General features: G+C 45.4%; 16 protein-coding genes. 10 read left to right on the forward strand and 6 right to left on the reverse strand.

Annotated features, from left to right (window positions below; genetic code table 11):
* Nucleotides 1-17: 17 nt before the first annotated feature.
* A complete protein-coding gene (locus F0364_RS27335) occupies nt 18-545 on the reverse strand; it encodes a 5' nucleotidase, NT5C type (RefSeq protein WP_153801002.1) in 528 nt (175 codons plus the stop codon).
* Nucleotides 546-887: 342 nt separating this feature from the next.
* Nucleotides 888-3773, reverse strand: coding sequence for an excinuclease ABC subunit UvrA (gene uvrA / locus F0364_RS27340; protein WP_153801003.1), 2886 nt, complete (start codon nt 3771-3773; stop codon nt 888-890).
* Nucleotides 3774-4232: 459 nt separating this feature from the next.
* Here uvrA and F0364_RS27345 point away from each other — a divergent pair, with 459 nt between their 5' ends.
* From F0364_RS27345 to F0364_RS27355, 3 genes are all read left to right on the forward strand, one after another.
* Nucleotides 4233-5675 carry a TolC family protein gene (locus tag F0364_RS27345; RefSeq protein ID WP_153801004.1) on the forward strand — a complete coding sequence of 481 codons (1443 nt, stop codon included), beginning with the start codon at nt 4233-4235 and terminating at the stop codon, nt 5673-5675.
* Nucleotides 5676-5710: 35 nt separating this feature from the next.
* Nucleotides 5711-7093 carry an efflux RND transporter periplasmic adaptor subunit gene (locus tag F0364_RS27350; RefSeq protein WP_153801005.1) on the forward strand — a complete coding sequence of 461 codons (1383 nt, stop codon included), beginning with the start codon at nt 5711-5713 and terminating at the stop codon, nt 7091-7093.
* Between the two features lie 326 nt (nt 7094-7419).
* Complete coding sequence (locus tag F0364_RS27355; protein ID WP_153801006.1) at nt 7420-7764, forward strand: hypothetical protein; 345 nt, start codon at nt 7420-7422, stop codon at nt 7762-7764.
* An 87-nt stretch (nt 7765-7851) separates the two neighbouring features.
* Here F0364_RS27355 and F0364_RS27360 read toward each other — a convergent pair whose 3' ends face one another.
* The gene (locus tag F0364_RS27360; protein ID WP_153801007.1) at nt 7852-10110 is read right to left on the reverse strand and encodes a RelA/SpoT family protein; all 2259 of its coding nucleotides are present in this window, start codon (nt 10108-10110) and stop codon (nt 7852-7854) included.
* Nucleotides 10111-10450: 340 nt separating this feature from the next.
* Between F0364_RS27360 and F0364_RS27365 the strand changes: the two genes are divergently transcribed.
* The gene (locus tag F0364_RS27365; protein ID WP_207632908.1) at nt 10451-11278 is read left to right on the forward strand and encodes a hypothetical protein; all 828 of its coding nucleotides are present in this window, start codon (nt 10451-10453) and stop codon (nt 11276-11278) included.
* Here F0364_RS27365 and F0364_RS27370 read toward each other — a convergent pair whose 3' ends face one another.
* Nucleotides 11279-11632, reverse strand: a complete 354-nt coding sequence (locus F0364_RS27370; RefSeq protein WP_153801008.1) for a hypothetical protein — start codon at nt 11630-11632, stop codon at nt 11279-11281.
* Nucleotides 11633-11772: 140 nt separating this feature from the next.
* On the opposite strand from F0364_RS27370, the gene F0364_RS27375 reads away from it, so the two are divergent.
* The 6 genes from F0364_RS27375 to F0364_RS27400 all read left to right on the forward strand — a co-directional run bounded on the left by F0364_RS27375 (nt 11773) and on the right by F0364_RS27400 (nt 19012).
* Nucleotides 11773-12018, forward strand: coding sequence for a KTSC domain-containing protein (locus tag F0364_RS27375; RefSeq protein WP_153801009.1), 246 nt, complete (start codon nt 11773-11775; stop codon nt 12016-12018).
* Between the two features lie 91 nt (nt 12019-12109).
* Nucleotides 12110-12892 (forward strand): hypothetical protein, encoded by a 783-nt coding sequence (locus tag F0364_RS27380; RefSeq protein ID WP_153801010.1) that lies wholly within the window; start codon nt 12110-12112, stop codon nt 12890-12892.
* 163 nt (nt 12893-13055) lie between these two features.
* On the forward strand, nt 13056-13625 hold the full coding sequence (locus F0364_RS27385; protein ID WP_153801011.1) for a peroxiredoxin: 570 nt from the start codon (nt 13056-13058) through the stop codon (nt 13623-13625).
* Between the two features lie 75 nt (nt 13626-13700).
* Entirely contained in the window at nt 13701-14300 is a 600-nt protein-coding gene (locus F0364_RS27390; RefSeq protein WP_153801012.1) for a carboxymuconolactone decarboxylase family protein, read from the forward strand.
* A 695-nt stretch (nt 14301-14995) separates the two neighbouring features.
* Entirely contained in the window at nt 14996-17314 is a 2319-nt protein-coding gene (locus tag F0364_RS27395) for a PSD1 and planctomycete cytochrome C domain-containing protein (RefSeq protein WP_153801013.1), read from the forward strand.
* Between the two features lie 252 nt (nt 17315-17566).
* Entirely contained in the window at nt 17567-19012 is a 1446-nt protein-coding gene (locus tag F0364_RS27400; RefSeq protein WP_153801014.1) for a DUF1501 domain-containing protein, read from the forward strand.
* 146 nt (nt 19013-19158) lie between these two features.
* Here the strand turns inward: F0364_RS27400 and F0364_RS27405 are convergent, their stop codons facing one another.
* A complete protein-coding gene (locus F0364_RS27405; RefSeq protein WP_153801015.1) occupies nt 19159-19557 on the reverse strand; it encodes a response regulator in 399 nt (132 codons plus the stop codon).
* Nucleotides 19550-21430 (reverse strand): sensor histidine kinase, encoded by a 1881-nt coding sequence (locus tag F0364_RS27410; RefSeq protein WP_153801016.1) that lies wholly within the window; start codon nt 21428-21430, stop codon nt 19550-19552. Before F0364_RS27410 ends, F0364_RS27405 begins: the two co-directional genes overlap by 8 nt.
* Nucleotides 21431-21562 lie beyond the last annotated feature (132 nt).

Raw genomic sequence — 21562 nt, forward strand, 5'->3', positions numbered from 1 at the left:
TTGGTTAGCGGCGCCTGTTACTGCAGGAATATTTTCGCCGCTTCCTCCCAGTTGTTGATGCGTTCGTATTCCGTAACATCTAGGTTATGCGGTGTTGTATAAATATAAGGCTTGCCGTTAAAAGTAACCAGGTTCTTCACGTGGTCATCAATCATAAAGTCTCCCTGTATTACGCGTTTGTCGCCACACAATACCAGTTGCTTCCAGGTAAGAAAAGGAAAGTGTTCCAGCAGCCATTCCAGTTTATCTTTTAGCGAGTTGGGAAACTCTGTAGCGGCGGAAACGATAAAAACTTCATACTTTTTATTCAGCTCACGTATTACATCCACCGCGTCTTTCATTACTGGCAGGTCGCGAAAAAAACCGGGGGACAATAACCTTGTCCATATCATTTCCTGGTGGTGTTCAGGAAACCCCTTTACCCAACCCGTGCCCAGCATACGGTTATAGTCAATAGGCAGGCCATGTTCTTTTTCATACCATGTTACCATAGCGCCCATTGTGTCGCTCATAACTTCATCCATGTCAATAATGATACGTTGCATCTTGGTGTTTTATATTAAGTTTTAAAACGCTTTTTCAAGTACGATTTACGAAGTACGAAGTACCTATGCTATAACACGCTTTAGACATAATAAGTGCTTATGTCAGTCATGTCCAATCCCCACGTGCCACTTTCCACTCACGTTTTAATACCCGCTTAAATGTCGCCCAAAGAACCGGACGATGAACGGATTGCGACGCAACAGGCGATGCTATGAAAGGCTATTGCTGGTATCAAAAAAAGCGAGTGGGGAATGGTAAATAGCAAGTAGGCAGGGATTTCATACCTGCTATATACTGCCCCACATTACAAAAACATGCAACACCAGCGTACTTCGTACTTCTTAGTTCGTACCTGCTTTCAGTTCTTCCTTCAAATACTTAGCCGTATGGCTTTCTTTGTTGCCAATCATTTCTTCCGGTGTGCCTTCAAACAAAATTCTGCCGCCGCCATCGCCGCCTTCAGGTCCCAGGTCAATAATATGGTCGGCCACTTTAATCACATCCAGGTTATGTTCTATAACCAATACACTGTTACCCCGGTCAACCAGCTTGTTCAACACATCCAGCAGGTGCTGGATATCCTGAAAATGCAGGCCGGTGGTAGGCTCATCCAATATATAAAATGTTTTGCCTGTATCTTTCTTTGCCAGCTCTGTTGCCAGTTTTACCCGCTGCGCTTCGCCACCGCTTAATGTTACCGCAGACTGGCCAAGCGTTATATAACCAAGGCCTACATCCTGCAGCACTTTTATTTTGCGGTAGAGATAGCTGACAGGCTGAAAAAATTCGCAGGCATCATCCACCGTCATATCCAGCACATCGCTGATGCTTTTGCCTTTGTAACGTATCTCAAGCGTTTCGCGGTTATAGCGTTTGCCATTGCATTTTTCGCAGTGCACATATACATCCGGCAAAAAGTTCATTTCTATCACACGCATGCCGCCGCCCTCGCAAACATCGCAACGGCCGCTTTTTACGTTAAAGGAAAAACGGCCCGCATTATACCCCCTTATCTTGGCTTCGGGTATGGAGGCGTACAAGGTTCTTATCTCTGTAAAAAAGCCGCAGTAAGTAGCAGGGTTGCTGCGGGGGGTACGGCCAATGGGCGATTGGTCTATTTCAATCACTTTGTCAATATGCTCCAGCCCTTTAACGGTTTTATACTCCATAGGGTTTACCCTGGAGTTGTATGCATGCCTGCTTAGTATGGGGTACAGTGTTTCATTAATCAGTGTTGACTTTCCGCTGCCGCTTACACCTGTTACAACCACCAGTTTGCCCAATGGAAATTTTACGGACACGTCCTTCAGGTTATTGCCTTTGGCGCCTTTTATTTCCAGCAGCTTGCCATTGCCTTTACGGCGTTCTTTGGGTACATCAATATTCTTCTTGCCGCTTAGGTATTGCGCAGTTTCAGAGTTGCTTTTCAGCACTTCCTTTGGCGTGCCGGCAGCCACCACCTCCCCACCGTGTTTGCCTGCTTTGGGGCCAATATCCACCAGGTGGTCAGATGCCAGCATGATATCCTTATCATGCTCTACCACCAAAACACTGTTGCCAATATCCCGCAGGTTTTGCAATGCGGAAATAAGGCGGTGGTTATCCCGCTGGTGCAGGCCGATGGATGGCTCGTCGAGAATATAAGTAATGCCCTGCAACTGGCTGCCAATTTGGGTTGCCAGGCGTATGCGCTGGGATTCGCCGCCACTCAGCGTTCTTGATGCCCGGTTAAGCGTAAGGTAGGTAAGGCCAACATCCAGCAGAAACTGCAAACGCTCCCTTATCTCCTTCAGCACATCTTTGGCAATGGCGTTTTGTTTGCTGCTCAACCGCTTTTCTACATTGGCAAACCAATCTGCCAGTTTATCCAGGTTCTTTTCACTCAGTTGCGAAATATTGTGGTCATCCACCTTAAACCAAAGGCTTTCTTTTTTTAAACGGGCGCCATCGCAGGAAGGGCATTTCTTCAGTTCCATAAATTTTTCCACCCATTCACGCATGCTTTCTGTACTGCCGCTGCCTGCAAACCAGCGCTTAAGCATGGGTATAATGCCTTCAAACTCGCCTTCGTAGGGTTGTTGTGCTGCTTCATTGTCAAAGTCCATCGTGTCTTCCTGTGCGCCGGCGGTATTACCATACAAAAGAATATTCAGCTTGTCCTGCGGAATATCTTTTATTGGCTTATCCAGGTTTATTTTGTTTTTGCGTGCAAGCTGTTCAACATTTTTATACATGTAGGCTTCCCGCTCTTCGCCCAGCGGTGCAATGCCGCCTTCCTTAATGCTTTTGCTGTTATCGGGTATAACAGCCTCCATGCTAACGGTATAAACAGAACCCAACCCCTTGCAAACGGGGCAGGCGCCATAAGGAGAGTTAAAGGAGAAAGAGTTAGGCGAAGGCTCTTCGTAACTGATGCCGGTATCCGCACACATCAGTTGCCTGGAGTAAGAAATAACTTCACTGCTTTTTTCCGGCAATACAAACATCAGGTCTTTGCCCATTTTTAAAGACTGCTGCACACTTTGGCTGATGCGCACTTTGAACTCCTCATCCACTTTCAGGCGGTCAATTACCACTTCAATATCATGAATTTTATAGCGGTCAACCTGCATGCGGGCAGTAAGATCGAGCACCTCACCGTCCACTCTAACTTTTACAAAGCCTTTTTTGCGGATTTCCTCGAACAACTCCCGGTAATGCCCTTTACGGCCACGCACCAAGGGCGCCAGTAACGTTATTTTCTGGCCCTTTAGCCGGGTGAATATGTTGCTTACAATTTCTTCTTCGCTAAACTTCACCATTTTCTTGCCGGTGTTATAGCTATAGGCTTCGCCAATGCGGGCAAACAGCAGGCGCAGAAAATCGTATATTTCGGTAACAGTGCCCACTGTAGAGCGGGGATTTTTGTTGGTGGTTTTTTGCTCAATGGATATTACCGGGGAAAGGCCTGTTATCTTGTCCACGTCGGGCCGCTCCATATCGCCAATGAATTGCCTGGCATAAGCGCTAAAACTTTCCATGTAACGGCGCTGCCCTTCATTGTAAATGGTATCAAAAGCCAGCGACGATTTGCCGCTTCCGCTAACGCCGGTAAACACCACCAGCTTGTTTTTAGGTATGCTGATGTCCAGGTTTTTCAGGTTATGCTCTCTTGCGCCGTACACTTCAATCACCTCATCCGGCTGCGCAGGAACGCCGTTCGCAAGGTTTTTCGTTTTGTTTGCCATAATCAAAATCAAATGTAAGCAACAGGGGGATTACTAAAAAATTTGGCTTTTTAGAGGTTTGTCCGCATCATCTTTTCACATCTCACACAGGTACTTTAAATGCAGCCTGCCTGCAAATAGAACAACAGGTTACACTTTGGGTGAGGGATTGAAGCGGTTACCCCGGTGAGGCCGTAGCAGCAGGGCTTTGTGCCGGAGTAATAGCACAACCGAGAAAAAGTAACTAAATGTTGCTTTGACGAAGGTTGCGAACGCAGTTCTGCCCCGCCCAAGGTACGAGGGCCCCCCCAAAATATTACCAATAAGGGGCTGCGACAGATTTCAAAATGCTTTTTATTAGCGTACATACCTGTTAATCATCTTTGTGCGAACAGCAATGTTTATTACCTTGCGGCAAACCTTTTTTCCGCTCATCTAAATTTTGGGTGTTAACTGCCACATTCCTATATTTTTGTTTGTATGAAGAAAAATGCGTTACTACTACTCGCGGTTTTGTTTTCGTTAAGTATTGCTGCGCAGGATAAGTGGGACCTGAGACGTTGTGTAGCCTATGCTTTGCAAAACAATATTTCTATAAAACAGGCAGATGTGCAGGCCAGGCTTGCCGCACTGCAAACCAGGTTAAACAAGGGCCTGGCTTACCCCACCCTGGGTTTTAATACTTCCGGCGGCGTACAGTTTGGCCGTAATATTGACCCTACCACCAACCAATACACTACCAACGAAGTATGGTTTCAAAGCCTTAATGTACAAAGCGGGGTAACGCTGTTTAATTTTTTCAGCATCAAAAACAATATTGCATCTGCAAGGTTTGATGAAGAAGCCAGCCGCACCAATGTTGACCGCGCCAAAAACGATGTATCGCTGAATGTGGCAGCGGCTTACCTGCAGTACCTGTTGTCAATTGAGCAGGCTAACATAGCAGCGGTGCAGATACAGCAAACACAATCGCAGCTTGACAATACCCGCAAACTGGTGGATGCCGGCAGCATGCCGGAACTAAATGCTGCCCAGTTAGAAGCGCAGCTTGCCACAGACAGCAGCACTTATATTACCGCCAAAGCAACGGAAGATCAAAACAAGTTGCAGCTATTTGCCCTGCTTAATTTTGATGCGGCCCAGCCTTTTGAAGTTTCTTTGCCCGATGTAAATAAAATACCGCTGGAACCCATTTCTGAACTGCAGCCCGCTTATGTGTACCAATTGGCATTAGGCAACCAGCCTTTGCAAAAGGTAGACAGCCTTAGAATTAAAGCAGCGGAATACGCAGTTAAATCTGCCAGGGGCGCTATGTACCCAACGCTATCTGCTTTTGTGCAGTTGGGCAGTAACTACGCTAGTACGTTTAGAGAATTTTCTGGTGTTACACCTACCGGCAAGTTTGATACAGTTGCCGCAGTAATACCTGTTAACAGCAACACGGTTACGCATTATGCGGTAACACCCGGCTATAACCAAATTTTTACCAAGCCATCTTATTTCAGGCAGGTAAGCGATATTAACTTTAGCCAGGCTGTTGGTGTGCAGTTAAGCATCCCTATTGCTAATAACGGCAGGTTAAAGAACACTTATCAGCGTGCCAAAGTAACTGTAGAAAACCTGAAGCTGCAGCTACAGCAGGATAACCTCACGCTGCAACAGAATGTTTACCAGTCTTACAATAACGCCTTGGCTGCCTCGCAAAAACTCAGCGCCACAACCAAGGCAGCACAAACACAGGAGTATGCTTTTGAACTAAGCAAGAAACGGTACGATATAGGCATGCTTTCTACCATTGATTACATAACTACACAAAATACCTTGTTCAGGGCACGTATTGACAGGGCGGCCGCCCATTACGACTATGTGTTTAAAATGAAAGTGCTTGAATTTTACAAAGGCCAGGGTGTAAAACTGGATTAACCCATCAACTATAAAGCATACCGAAATTTATCTATATGAGTAAAAAACTAAAATGGATACTTGGCTCTCTGGTTCTACTGGTTGTTTTGCTGCTGGTACTTAGCAAAACAGGAGCTTTTGGCAAAGACGAAGGCACAAAAGTTACTGCCGAAAAAGCCGCTAAGAGAACTATTACCGAAACGGTTACAGCCAGCGGCAAAATATATCCTGAAGTGGAAGTGAAAGTAAGTTCTGATATTTCCGGTGAAATTGTTGAGCTGAATGTGGAGGAGGGCGATACGGTAAAAAAAGGGCAGGTACTTACTAAAGTGTATGCGGATATATATGCTTCCACCAGGGACCAGGCTGCTGCCGTTGTGGCCCAGTCACGGGCACAGGTAGCCAACTCAAAGTCGCAGCTTGGCTCTTTGAAAGCTACGCTTGACCAAACGGAATCTGCCTTCAAGCGGCAAAAAACATTGCTGGATCAAAAAGTCATCTCCCAGAACGAATTTGAAATTGCCCAGCAGGCCTACCTTTCCGCCAAGTCCAGCTACGATGCCTCCGTAAACAGCATAAAAGCCAATGAAGCCAATGTACTTAGCGCCCAGGCCAGCCTTGACAGGGCTCAGAAAGATGTTGGCCGTACTACTATTACTGCTAGTATGGATGGCGTAGTTACCTTACTGGGTGTTAAAAAAGGCGAACGTGTGGCCGGCAACAGTTTTAATGTGGGTACAGAAATTATGCGTATTGCCGACCTTAGCAGTATTGAAGCGCAGGTTGATGTAGGCGAAAATGATATACCCAAAGTAAAATTTGGCGATACAGCCCTGGTTGAAGTGGATGCTTTTAACAACCGCAAGTTTAAGGGCGTTGTGTATAAGATAGCCAACCCCAATACTTCGGCGTCCCTGTCTTCCGCCGCTTCTTCTACCACCGTTACCAATTACAAAGTACATATACGCCTGTTGCCAGACAGCTATAAAGACCTTGTGGCGCCTGGCAAACCCTTTCCGTTTAGGCCTAACATGACGGCCAGCGCCGATATACAAACAAAAACAAACAAAAATGTACTTTCTGTTCCCTTGAACGCCGTAACTACCAGGGATAAAAAAGACGACAGCGCCCCGGCTGACAAAGACAAAAAAGACGATAAAGCTAAAAACGACAACCCGCCTGCGCCAACGGCCGAAACAAATTCTTCTGATGACGATATACAGGAAGTGGTGTTTGTATTGCAAAAAGATGGCACTGTTAAAAAGTTTAAGGTAAGCACCGGCATACAGGATTTAAACTATATAGAAATCGCCAGCGGCATATCAGATACATCACAGGTAATTACCGGCCCTTACGATGTGGTTAGTAAACAACTAAAAGATGGAACAAGGGTAAAAGTGGTGCCCAAAGATGAACTGGTACAGGCGGTTAAAAAATAAACATTCACCTGCAATAACAAAGTATCAACCGGCATTCAGAATATGGGTGCCGTTTTTTTTATGAGGCAGTATTAAACTCACGTAAAAGGAAAATTCAGGGGGTGTCCCTCGTACCTCGGGCCGGGCTTTTCGCTGCAAGTCCTCACCACCTTCGCTAAGGCTACGGTGGTTGCGGGCTTTCCGCTTCAATCCCTCACCCGAAAGTGCAGCACCCTGCTACTTTTGCAGCCAGGTTTTAGCCCGGGTTATCCAGCTATTGCTATGCTTAAAAGGCTTTATTATTTGCCATGTAATGATGATTTTTTATACAACCCTACCTTTGCCGCATGTTTATAAATGATGATTTGCAGCAGCGCTGGTGGACATTAGAAGCAAAACTTGTAGAGCGCTTTGGTAAAAAGCCCGACCTTGATGCCATCCTTTTCTTAATAGGCCTCCAGGAAACCGGCCTGGTACAGGAAAAAATTACCAAAGAACAAAAGCAAGACCTGATGCATGTAGCCGTTTGCACTGTTTTAAGCCCCAGCGGTTATTACGAACTGGAAGGCCATGACGATGAAGGCTGGCCGCATTTTAAACAGGTAAAAGAATTACCTGTTATTAATCTTTTTGAACAGGAGAGCTTTTTAAAAGATCATATACTTATGTATTTTGACGAACAGGGTTTTTAACTGTGCAGTGATGTTTAATAATTGGCAGTTCCATGTTCAGGTTCAGGAGCGTGTTTTGCTATTTCTACGGGTTGATGAACCGGCACATTATTTTTCTTCTTCGGCATCAAACCTGTCTACAGTATGAATACCGTTTAGCTGCTTCAACCGGGTTACCAGTTCTTCCAGTTCTTCCTTATCGTGAACAAACACCTTAATGGACCCGTGAAATATACCTTCGCCACTTTCAATGGTAAGGGCCGCAATGTTTACCCGCATCTCGCCGCTGATAACATTGGTAATCTTGTTGATAACGCCCACATCATCCATGCCCACAATTTTAAGACCGGTAAGAAATGATATTTCTTTGTTTTTGGCCCATTTGGTTTTTACGATACGGTGGCCGTAGTTAGCCATCATTTGCGTGGCGTTGGGGCAATTGGTACGGTGTATAATCAACCCTTTTCCGGTGCTTACAAAACCAAATACATCATCCCCGGGTATTGGGTTACAACACTTGGCCAGCGAGTACATAATCTTGTCGCTGCTCTCGCCAAAGATGATAAGTTCTGAATCTTTTTTGTTGGGCTGTGGTTTGTAATCTGTTTCAATTTTAACCTCGGTAACTGTTTTTTGAGGTTTGGGCGCCTCCAGTTTATCCCCCAAAAGGTTAAACTCTTTTAGCTCCTTAAGGTCATTTTGTTTTATGGCAATGTTGTAGAATAAATCAAGCTGTGAAGGCAGTTTGTAAAAGTTTACCAACTCTTCAATATTGTGTTGGTTAAACGCTGCGCCCATGCCTTCCAGCTTGCGTTGGGCTATGTATTTCCCTTCGTCGGCTATGCGGCGGCGGTCTTCTTTCAGCGAGTCTTTTATTTTACTGCGTGCCTTAGCGGTAACCACAAAGTTCAGCCAGTCTTCCGTTGGCTTTTGCTTGTTGCTGGTTATAATTTCCACCTGGTCTCCGCTGCGCAGCTTATAACTTATGGGTACCAGCTTATGGTTAACTTTTGCGCCAATACATTTACTGCCAATAGCCGAGTGGATGGAAAACGCAAAATCCAGCGCGGTAGAGCCAATGGGCAACATCTTTACATCTCCGCGTGGTGTATAAATAAAGATTTCCTCAACCAAAAAGCTGGTTTTGAAATCCTGCAAAAAGTCAACGGTATCCGTATCCTGGCTGCTGATAACCTCTCTTATCTGGCCAAACCATTTATCAAAGCGGTCTTCGTCATTACTGCCTTCTTTGTATTTGTAGTGGGCGGCCAGGCCTTTTTCGGCAATCTCATTCATACGGCGGGTACGTATCTGCACTTCCACCCATTTGCCTTGCGGGCCCATAACCGTGGTGTGCAAGGCCTCGTAACCGTTGCTTTTAGGGTTACTGAGCCAATCCCGCATACGCTCCGGCGATGGGGTGTATTCGTCCGTAATCATAGAATACACTTTCCAGCAGTCTTCCTTTTCTTTTTCCGGTGGTGAATTAAGTATTACCCTTATGGCAAACAGGTCATACACTTCTTCAAATGCTACTGCTTTTTTCTTAATCTTATTCCAGATAGAGTGAATGCTTTTGGGCCGGCCATAAATTTCAAAGTTAAAATCGCCCTTTTGCAGCTTTTCCTTTAGCGGTTTTATAAACTCGTTTATATAGCGGGTGCGTTCCCGTTTGGTTTCGGCCAGTTTGCGGGCAATATCTTTGTAAGCTTCCGGCTCCAGGTATTTCATCGAAAGGTCCTCAAGCTCGGTTTTAATATTGTACAGCCCCATGCGGTGTGCCAGCGGCGCATATACCCAAACGGTTTCACTGGCTATTTTTAGTTGTTTTTCCCGCTTCATATAGTCAAGCGTACGCATGTTATGCAGCCTGTCTGCCAGCTTTATTAAAATAACCCGTGGGTCATCGGTAAGGGTAAGCAGTATTTTTTTAAAGTTCTCAGCCTGGGCGCTGGTATTTGTGTCAATTACGTTGGATATTTTGGTAAGCCCATCCACAATACGGGCAATTTCATTACCAAATTCCCGCTCCACATCTTCCAGGGTAATATCGGTATCTTCCACTGTATCGTGCAGCAGGGCGCAAATGGTGCTGCGCACACCCAAACCTATTTCTTCCACACAAATGCGGGCTACATCCAGCGGGTGTAAAATATAAGGCTCGCCACTTTTGCGGCGCATGGTTTTATGGGCTTCCACTGCCATTTCAAAAGCCCTGCGCACCAGCTCTTTATCGCCCCTTTTCAGTTTAGTCCGCAGGCTGCGCAGCAAAGCCCGGTACTGGCGCAAAATCTCCTTTCGCTCCTGCTCTTCATTAAGGGTATATTTTGGCAATGGTAATTCTGTAACGGTAACTTGCTCATCCATAAGGATTACGAATTTACGAAATATGAAGCAAAGCATAAGGGCATGGTTTAAGGTGTTTAATTGAAAGATGGGCAAACTTTGGGTTTATGGGCATTGGGTTGTGCATAAGGTTTGTTTGTGCAAAAAGCAACAGGCTACACCTGCGGGTGAGGGATTGAAGCGGATACCCCGGTGAGGCCTTTGCAGCCCGGGCTTTGTGCCGGAGTATGAGCGGAAAGCCCGACCCCTTGCGCAGCTTGGGGGCACCCCCTAAACTTTCGCCAAAAAATACTGCTTAAAAAAGCACTTTGGTGGTATGGATTAGTTTTGCCAGTGCATCCTAAACGGCAACTACATTGTTATGAGACCTTTATACCTGCTTTTTTGTTTGGGATTATTGGTAAACTGTAAAAGCAGCCCACACCATCAGCCTGTTGTTGCGAAAAAAGATACCCTGAAACTTCCTGTTGCCAAAAGGCTGCAAGGACAAAAAATGGTGCATGTTTTTGTGGCGCTTTGCGATAACAAGTACCAGGGTATTGTGCCTGTGCCCAAAGCGATAGGTAATGGCCAGGATGCCGGGCATAACCTGTATTGGGGCTGCAATTATGGCATTAAAACGTACTTTAAAAAAAGCAAGAGGTGGAAGCTTGTTGCAACCTACCCCAGGCCAGCCAGCCACATTATAGAGCGTTGTGTTTTCAGGCATGCGGAAAACAATACCTGGCTGGTGGCAGACGCGTATGATGGTGAGTACATCCGCCTGTGCACAGAAGATTTTTTGAAGAGTTGCGCAGGTATAAAAACAGATTCTTTAACGGTTGCGGGGCAACAGATTTTTATGGCCGGCAGTGCTAACCTGGTTAGTTACATAGGCCACGACGGGTTGATGGATTTTGCCTTAACTGGCTCATTCAAAACCTGTGATACACTTAAACGTGAAGCCATCGTGTTGGCATGTATCAGTAAAAACTATTTTGGCCCCCATATAAAGGCTACTCATGCAAGCCCGTTGTTATGGTCAACAGGCCTTATGGCGCCGGAGGCTTATACCCTGCACGATGCAGTGGAAGCATGGATAAAAAATGAACCTGCCGAAACGGTGAGGCAGCGGGCAGCGCAGGCATACAGCCAGTATCAAAACTGTTCTGTTAAAGCAGCCAGGCGTTTGCTGGTAACAGGTTGGTAGTTATTTTCCGATGATGGCCAATACAATTTCCCGCTCGTTTTCCAATGGTTGGTTTTTTTCGTGGGCTTCCACTACTTTGCCGAGGGCTGTATCAAGCCGCTGTTTTAGTTTCCTGCTTATTTTAAGCCTTATGCCATGTACGGTTTCTTTGTAAATAAGGGTACCTTCTTCTGTATAAAAGTAAATAATGGCATGGTCTGGCTCCCGCCGGTTGTTTTCAATTACCCAATATCCTTTGTAAACTGTATTGGCGGCTGTTGTTTCTTTTTTCACCGGCTGGCTATAGGCAGGCAGGCATGCCAGCGCAAAGCAAATTGTTATTACGGCCAGGGTGTTTTTTAAGGTTTGCTTCATAATCCTTTCTTTTTAAATCCATACGGCTGTAAAAATCAGTCATTTAAAAAAGTGGCATGGCTGTTAGGTAATGAACGGTAATTTATTCTGAATGAACTGGAATTTGGTACAGTTTTTAAAGCTGTTTGTATAAAACATTTATGCCCGCAAGATTGCCGGCGGATACTGCCATATACCTGCATTCAGAAGCGCTGGTAATGATAAATTATTCGGCTGGCCGGCGCATAATTGAGGCGGAATTCAGCAACCACAAAGTATATCAATACCAAAAAGTACCGCTAAAAAAGTGGCAGGCATTTTTAAGCGTAATAAATAGCGGAGGTTCTGCGGGTGAGTTCATCAACAGGCAGGTAAAACCCTTTTACAAATTTGTGCAAATACAGTAAGCATTCTGTGTAGTGTTGTTACCAGTTGCTGCATCTTTTTCATTTCTTTAACTCCCGTTGTGCACATTTTTACCACTCCTAAAAAAAGTTTATGAAAAGAATATTCATCGCCTTTACTGTTTTGATTTTTACCGGTTGCACATCCGCTAAAATTGCACTTGACAATAACTGGATTAACCCGGTGGAATACGCTGTTAAAGGCCGCCAGGGCCTGCTGATAAACCAACAGCTAAGCTTTGCGGAATACAAAACCACGCAGGTAAAGCGGTCATGGACAAAAGAATCCGCCTTCAGCAGCGGCTGGGCTAAGCGTAACCCCGCAGGAGATATTACAAACCGTATTTCCATGGAATATGTTAGTAAAAACCAAACCATTCATTTTTCTCTTGCGGATGGTAAGGGAGCAGAGTCTGATGTGTTCTGCGTTTCTAATATGGAGGCTACCAGCCTGGTAATTGGCAATAACCCCAACAGCATCATGAGCGTTATGACCGAGATAAATATGGGCGATCAACGTGGCCGTAACAACTACTATGTGCAGCTATACAGTAATGGCAGCGATAAACCCTGGGAAATGCTGGTGGATAACGAGGCTGCGGAGGTTAGCCCTTCTTCTTACCGCGGCCTGCTGGCACAATCTAAAAGCAATTATTTTACTATTGTTCCCATCAACAGGCTGGCTGGCAAAAATGGCAAGCCAACTGGTTTGCCCATGCGGGGTATCGGGTTCGAGTTTCGTGATAAGGATAACAATCCCGTAGCTGCGGTGTCACTAATTGATGCAGGCATTGTGTACCTGCAAAATGCAGATGGAGCAACCCGTTTTTTGTTGGCCAATGCCTGTACTGCTTTGCTGTTGCAGGAAAAAATATAGCTCAAATTAATCGTTTTTATCTATCAAATTATAGAAACAATAAATTGTGTCTTCAATCTTGCTGCCTCATATTTGCAACTCTATTCTTTACAACTACGTTTGCTCGCCATCCCTGAAGATTTTACAAGCACATTGTTTAATAAGTATAAAAACTGAAAATTATATGAGCAACAGGGTATTGTCAACAGGCAGCCAGTTACCGGTATTTAAGAAGAAAGCGGTAGTATCATTAGAAAAGGGAAAAGAGTTTGCAGAAATAACGCATGAATTTGCTTCTGCAAAAGGCAAATGGACAGTGTTATTTTGGTGGCCCAAAGATTTCACTTTTGTGTGCCCCACAGAAATAGCTGAATTCAATAAAAAGAACAGCGAATTTTCCGACCGTGACGCGGTTGTAATCGGTGCTTCTACCGATTCAGAATTTGTACACCTGGCCTGGAGAAAAGACCATAGCGACCTTCGCGATCTTAAGTTTCCTATGTTGGCCGACACTTCCAAATCACTTGCTGAAGAGCTGGGCATTTTAGATGCGGATGAAAAAGTAGCTTACCGTGCTACTTTTATCATAGATCCACATGGCATCATTCGCTGGGTAAGCGTTTACGATCTTAATGTTGGCCGCAACGTACAGGAAGTTGTGCGTGTGCTGGATGCCCTGCAAACAGACGAGCTTTGCCCCTGCAACTGGAAAAAAGGCGAGGAAACTTTAACTGCGCAGTTAAGCCTCAATTAAAAGCAAGGGTTATAAGTCACATATCAAAGGCAGGTGTAACACATCTGCCTTTCTTTTAAAATCTATAAGATAATCATGAGCAGCACAACAGCTATACAGAACGAAACATTCGCTAATCTCCTGAATGATTTACAGCTTGGCAGCTACATACCTTCTGCCAATGCCGAAACATTGCTGAATGTTGAGCACCGTTACATAAAAGACCTTAAAATAAACGTAAGCAACGTTATTAACAACACGCAATACCTGTCTAAAAAAGAGGCCCTTTTGCTGGCCCTTGGCGTGGCCATTAACGAACGTTATGATTTACTGAAGGAAAGCCTTACCCAACTGGCGCAGCAGGAAGGCGCAACAGATGCGGAGCTGGCCGAGGTTACAGCCTGCACATCATTAATGAATGCCAATAATATTTTTTACCGTTTCCGCCATTTTGTAAACAAAGAGTATTACAGCACGCAGCCGGCCGGTATTAAAATGAGCATTATGATGAACCCCGTGCTGGGCAAAGAATTCTTCGAGCTGTTAAGTCTTGTTATCAGCGCGGTAAACGGTTGCGAAATGTGTGTAACATCCCACGAGCAATCGGTATTGCAGCATGGCAGCAGCGAAGCACGGGTGTACGAAGCCGTAAAGCTGGGCGCCATCATCAAAAGCCTGGTTACGGTGTTGTCGTAAACGGCGTTATTAAAAATGTTTCATGTCAAAACCCCCAAACAGGCATCCTGCATTTGCAGGGTGCTTTTGTATTTGGGCGGCACAGAAACAAGAATCATCAGGGCGCCTGCCCAAGCTATCGCAAGGGCACCGGGCTTTCCGCTCATACTCCGGCACAAAAGCCCGGGCACAATGCCTTCACCGGGGTATCCGCTGCAATCCCTGGCGCGATGGTTACACAGCGTAACTCTTTACAAAGCTGTTGTACAGAAAGTTTTTTATCACATTATCTTGTAGTGCTTCAACTTATCCAGCAGCATTTTTTTCTGCCCGTAAAGAATGTATTCATGCAACCCCTGGCTACGTTTTAAGCTCTATTTTAATTAGGGGGGCGGGTTGCCGGGGTAATTAAAAAACTAGCCTTTAAGTTTGGCAAAGCCTGAAACCACACAGGCATGCCGCACCCCAATGTCATTAAGTTGAGCTGTCAGCCTGAACCTGTTGAAGGCGGATTGGTGAAAAAGTGGCTTGCATAACCCGGTTTCGACAAGCTCAACCTGACATTCGTTCCTTAACTTAATGGCATTGTGCCGCACCTCTATCTGGAATATCTTATCCATTTCTTTGCATATTTTGTCCTGCCTGTTAAATATTCAAATAGCCGCGCCGCTTAAGCACTTCAATTGTTGTAACTTACCCGTCTAATTATGCTTGCGATGCCTAAAAGGATTACATCAGTTGTGTTGTTGATGGTGATAAGTATTAGTGTTTTCACCTTTGCCTGTAATAATCAAAAAAGCGGGCAGGCTATCCCCGAAACGGTAAGCTACAATTTTAATATACGTCCCATTTTATCGGATAAATGCTTTGCCTGCCATGGCCCTGACGCCAACAAGCGGGAAGCAAAACTAAGGCTGGACATTGCTGACTCTGCTTATGCGCCTCTTAAAGAAACCAAAGGCGGTTTTGCCATTGTGCCAGGCAAGCCTGAAGAAAGCGAATTATTTAAACGCGTAAGCTCTGTTGATCCCACTTACCAAATGCCTACCCCGGAATCTCACCTTGGGGCACTTACAGATCATGAAATAGCCCTAATGAAAAAATGGATTGAACAGGGCGCTAAATATGAGCGCCACTGGGCTTTTTCTACCCCGCAAAAACCCACAGTACCAAAACTGGATGACGATAAGTGGGCAAAAAACGAAATAGACCATTTTACATTTAAAAAGATGGACGAGATGGGTTTAAAGCCCAACGGAGAAGCAGATAAGGAGCGCTTACTGAAAAGAATCTCTGAAGACTTAACTGGCCTGCCACCATCCCTGCAAATGATGGACGATTTTTTAAACGACAAAAGCGACAATGCTTACGAAAAAGCGGTTGACCGCTTATTGCAAAGCACTGCTTACGGTGAAAAGATGGCGGTTCACTGGCTGGATGTGGCCCGCTATGCGGATAGCTATGGCTACCAGGATGATAATATACGCACCCAGTGGCCCTGGCGGGATTGGGTGATACACGCTTTTAACGAAAACCTGCCTTACGATAAATTTATTACCTGGCAGTTGGCCGGCGATAAACTGCCTGATGCTAACAAGGAACAAATATTGGCGACCGGTTTTTTCCGTAACCACAAATACACGGAGGAGGGCGGCGTTATTCCCGAAGAATACCGCATTGAGTATATACTTGACAAAACAAAAACCTACAGCAAAGGCATCATGGGGCTTACGGTAGAATGCGCCCAATGCCACGATCATAAGTACGACCCCTTTAGCCAGAAAGATTATTACTCACTCTTTGCCTTTTTCAATAACACCAAAGAAGTTGGGTACGAGGGGGATGTTTCACAGTCTAAGCCGGCAAAGAACCCGTTGTTGACTATAGATAATGAGGACAGGAAAAAACTGATGAGCTTCATCAATTTTAAAGATACCGGCAGCCTTACGGTTTCTGTAATGGGCGACCAGGATACCCTGCGTAAAACCTATGTATTGAACAGGGGTGTGTATGATGCGCCTACCTATGAAGTAAGACCTGCCGCACTGCCGGCGGTTATGAGTTTTGATACAGCCCAATACCCCCGTGACCGCCTGGGCCTGGCCGCCTGGACGGTGAACAAAAACAACCCGCTTACGGCAAGGGTATATGTTAACCAGTTATGGCAGGACTTTTTTGGAAGGGGCATTGTTAAAACCACCGGCGACTTTGGTATGCAGGGAGAACTGCCATCCCACCCTGAATTGCTGGATTGGCTGGCCGTTGACTTTATGGAACATGGGTGGGATATAAAACGCCTGGTAAAGCAAATAGTAATGAGCGCCACTTATCGCCAATCCTCTAAGGTAACCGAAGACAAACTAAGCATAGATCCCGAAAATATCTATCTCTCCCGTGGGCCGCGTTTCCGCCTGTCTGCCGAGTTTGTAAGAGACCTGGTGTTGGCCAGCAGCGGCTTACTGGTAAGAACCATCGGCGGGCCAAGTGTAAAGCCTTACCAGCCCAAAGGCTTGTGGGAGATGGCCACATCTGGCCGCGGCGTACTGGCCACCTACAAGCAAGACCATGGAGATGCCCTGTACCGCCGTGGTATGTACACATTCATTAAGCTTACGGTACCACCACCATCCATGATTATGTTTGATGCCAGCAACCGTGACCAGTGTGAGGTTAAACGAAGCAAAACCAATACGCCCCTGCAGGCTTTGATTATGATGAACGACCCCACGGTGCTGGAAGCATCCAGGGTTTTATCGCAAGTGTTGAACAAGGAACAGACCGCCACTAAAGACAAAATAGCCAAAGCGTTTCGACTGATTGTTTCCAGGAAGGCCAACGAAAAAGAACTGCAGGTGCTGAACAGCTATTACGAAGAACAATTAAAGCTGTACAAGGATAAAAAACTGGATGCCGCCCTTACTTTGAAAGTAGGCGAATATGCCCGTGATGAAAAGCTGGATGCCAACCAGGTGGCAGCGTTGATGAAAACCATCAGCACCATATACAACCTGGAAGAAACGATAACCAAAGGCTGATTTGCTTTTGATGTTAAAACGGATGTAATGATGTTATGACCGCTTTAGCTTGCCGGGCCGGGTTATACAGCTTAATGGCTGCCGGATAGAAGTGAAAACCCCGCTGAAGGCTTTGTGCGTCGGGCTTTTGTGGCGGAGTTGTAACGGATAGCCGGAACCGAAGTATGGAAATGGACAAAAGCCGAAAGCCCCAAACTGTTTTAAATCCGTAAGCTATGGGCGCCATTTTAAAATGATCCTAACTATTGCACTATGCAAAAAGAAATTCTTGAACACGGCCTGAATATGAACCGCCGCCGCTTTTTATCCCGCATGAGCCTGGGGTTAGGCAGTGTGGCATTGGGCTCGTTGCTGATACCTGATTTGTTCAGCAAGAGCGAAGAAGAAACCGTGTTAACCGGCCTGCCGCAATTTGCGCCAAAGGCCAAACGCATTATTTACCTGTTTCAGAACGGCGCCCCCTCTCAACTGGATTTGTTTGATTATAAACCCCTGCTGCAAAAAATGCAGGGCGAAGATTTACCTGCCAGCATACGTATGGGCCAGCGTCTTACGGGAATGACGGCTGACCAGGCCAAGTTTCCGCTGGCTGGTACTGTTTTTCGTTTTGGGGAGTATGGGCAGGCAAGGGCACAGATTAGCGAAACACTGCCTTACACCGCCAGCGTGGTAGATGACCTTTGCATTATTAAAAGCCTGTGGACGGAAGCCATTAACCACGACCCTGCGCTTACTTTTTTTCAAACCGGTGCGCAGGTAGGCAACCGGCCCAGCATGGGCGCCTGGCTTAGCTATGGGCTGGGCAGCGAAAATAAAAACCTGCCTGCCTATTGTGTACTGTTGTCAAAAGGCAAGGGTAACGGCCAGGGTGTATACAGCAAGCTGTGGACGAACGGGTTTTTAGACAGCGTACACCAGGGTGTGCAGTTTAGCAGCGGCGAAAACCCGGTACTTTACCTGGCCAACCCCGAGGGTATGGATAAAGAAGACCGCAGAAGGATGCTGGATAAACTGAGTGAACTTAACCAGGCCTCTTATGCCGAATTTGGCGACCCCGAAATAAATGCCAAAGTGCAGCAGTACGAAATGGCTTACCGCATGCAAACAGCAGTGCCGGAAATTACCGACATGAGTAAGGAGCCGGAAAGCATTATTAAAATGTATGGGCCAGACTGCCTGGTGCCGGGTACTTTTGCCGCCAACTGCCTGCTTGCACGCAAGCTTAGTGAAAATGGCGTTCGCTTTGTGCAGTTGTATCACCAGGGTTGGGATAGCCACGGCAACCTGCCCGCTGAAGTAAGGAGCCAGTGTAAAGATGTTGACCAGGCCAGCGCCGCGCTGATAACTGATTTAAAACAAAGGGGCATGCTGGATGAAACGCTGGTAATATGGGGTGGGGAGTTTGGCCGTACCAACTATTGCCAGGGCGCCCTTTCCAAAGAAAACTATGGCCGGGACCATCACCCACGGTGCTTTACCGTTTGGATGGCTGGCGGTGGCGTTAAACCGGGCGTATATGGCGAAACCGACGAATTTGGTTACAACATTGCCAAAGACCCTGTGCATGTGCATGATTTTCATGCCACCATTTTATCGCTGATGGGGCTTAACCACGAACAGTTAACTTTCAAGCATTTAGGCCGCCGCTACCGGTTAACAGATGTAGCTGGCAATGTGGTGAAAGGATTGATTGCATAATGTTTTAAACCGGCGGCTTTACTGTTGGTTAAATATCGTAGCGGGGCTAAAAAAAAGATTGAAACCTTTGCAGGCTTCAATCTTTACGTGATAGATACCAGGAACTATTAAGAGGGGTTATGCTTGAATTGCCATGTAATGCCTGCTCAGGCCGCTTTGGAAAACAGGTGCTTAAGCTTTTCTATAGAAAGCGGCTTAACGATGTAATCCCTGATAAACGAAAAAGATTTTGCCTTGTTCATATCCGCTATATCTACAGACGAGCTGGCTACATACACTGTCATGTTATTTTCCGGTATATAGGGTAACTGCATAAAATGCTGCAGAAACCCCCAACCATCCATTACCGGCATGTTAATGTCAACAAAAACCAACTCGGGCAACAGGTTTTTATCGTTTACATTTTTAAAGTAGTTAATGGCTTCCAAACCGTTTTTAAACTCGAGAATACGGTTGCACAGCTCGTATTTCTCAATGATCTTTTTCATAGTGTATTGATAGATGGGGTCGTCATCTATAATACACGCGGTTGCAATTTTACGCATCTTCAGTTTCGTTAAATTGAATGATAAAAGTTGTTCCTATGCCAGGCTCGCTTTCAACCTGTATGGAGCCACCCATGGCTTCTACCTGGTTTTTGGTCATAAAAAGACCAATGCCGTGGGCTTCAGGGTTTTGATGAAATGTTTTATACAGCCCAAAAATTTTGCTTCCATGCTTATCAAGGTCAATACCCTGGCCATTGTCTTTGATGGAAAGTATTTTGTAGCCGTTTTTTATATACGATCTTACCACCACCAGCGGGTTTTTACCGGGCTGCCTGTATTTAATGGCATTGGAAATAAGGTTTTGAAGAATGCTTTCCAGGTAGGCCGGTACATACGTAACATAGGCGCAACGGGAAAAATCTCCCTGTACATGGGCGGCGGTTTCATTGATGTTGCGGCTAAGGGCATTAACAACATTGTCAAAAACGGTTTGAAAGTAAACCGTTTCCCTGTATTCTTCCAGCTCTCCGTCAACTTTTACCAGTTCATTTAAATGGTCAAGGGTTTGGTTAAGCGATGCGGAAACTTTTTTAACCGCTTCCATAAAAAACAGTTTTTCTGCCTCATTATCGGATGAATCAACATGCTGAAGTGTTAGCTTCAGGTTGTTGGCATGTGTTTGCAGGTTATGTGCAGCTATATGCGCAAAATTGGTGAGGCGTTTGTTTTTGTTGATAATAAGCCTGTTGGATTCTGTAAGCGACAACTCTGTTCTTTTTCTTTTGTCAATATCCTCCAGTACACCGAATATGCCGGTAAGGTTACCGTCTTTATCCAGTATAGGTTTGCCTACTTCCCGCACCCACTTTTTATGTCCTTTGGCGGTAATACATAAAAGGTCAAGGTCGTATTCCTTCTGGTGGTAAACCACATCGCCTAAAGCTTTTTGTAACAACGGGCGGGATTCTTCAGCATATAGTTCTATAACATTTTCAAAGCTGGGCTTGTAATCAGGCCCCAGCTCAAATAATTTAAATACCTCGGCAGACCAAACAATATTCTCATCGGCAATATTGTACACCCATTCGCCAATATTTGACAGGCCTACATGCTCCTCTTTAAAAGCAAAGGCCTTAGGCATAGCATTTTTTTTGTTTTGCTGCGCTTCTTGTTTATTCAGAACATAGCCCATCAAAATTTCTTCTTTTGTAGATTTATCGGTGTATAGTTTGCCGCCGATAACATACCATGCATACGCCCCGCCCTTGCGCTGCATTCTTATTTCCAGCTTAAAGGGTTCATTCTTTTTTATGTGCAGGTCTATAGCCTGCAATACACGGCTGCTATCGTCTTTGTTGATAAGCACATGAAAAAATGTAAAGTATGATGCCTTAATTTCTTCTTTTGTGTAACCGGTAAAAAGGTATAATCCGTCAGACCATTCTACGTCGCCGGTTTTAATATTCCATTGCCAGCGTGCAAGTTGTGCTGCATCGGCTACCTGTTGCCAGCGTTCATTTTCCTTTTGCTGCTGGCTGCCATGGTGCAGGGTTCCCGTAACATCAGCATAATAGCCCACCATTTTAAGGGGGTTGCCAAAAGCATCCCATTCCGTTACATGGCCTTTTGAAAGGATATGGATGGTAGAGCCGTTTTTGTGGTAATACCTCACGGTATTTTCGTAAGGCACTTCGCCGCCGGAGGATATATGTTCCTGGTAAGATTTTACCACACGGCTTAAGTCTTCTTTATAAATAAGCTGCAACCACAGGTCCGCATTATTGGAAATTTCAAAATCCTCATAGCCCAGCATTTTTTTAAATGCCGGGCTCATATATTTTTCCCTTGAAGGAATATTCCACTGCCACAATCCTAATAATTGTGTATGCTGGATTTGGTCAAATATGTTTTCAACACTACTGGTATGCATAATCAGCAATAGCAGGTTTGCCGGTTGATTGTAGGTTACCGGAAACCGGTTTGATTTCTTTCTAAAAATCTAAATGCCGGTGTTGAAAAAGAGGGTTAACGGCAAAGTTTAATTCTGTAACACGGTTATTAC

It is taken from the genome of Foetidibacter luteolus (assembly GCF_009650435.1).
GTDB classification, from domain to species: Bacteria; Bacteroidota; Bacteroidia; order Chitinophagales; family Chitinophagaceae; genus Foetidibacter; species Foetidibacter luteolus.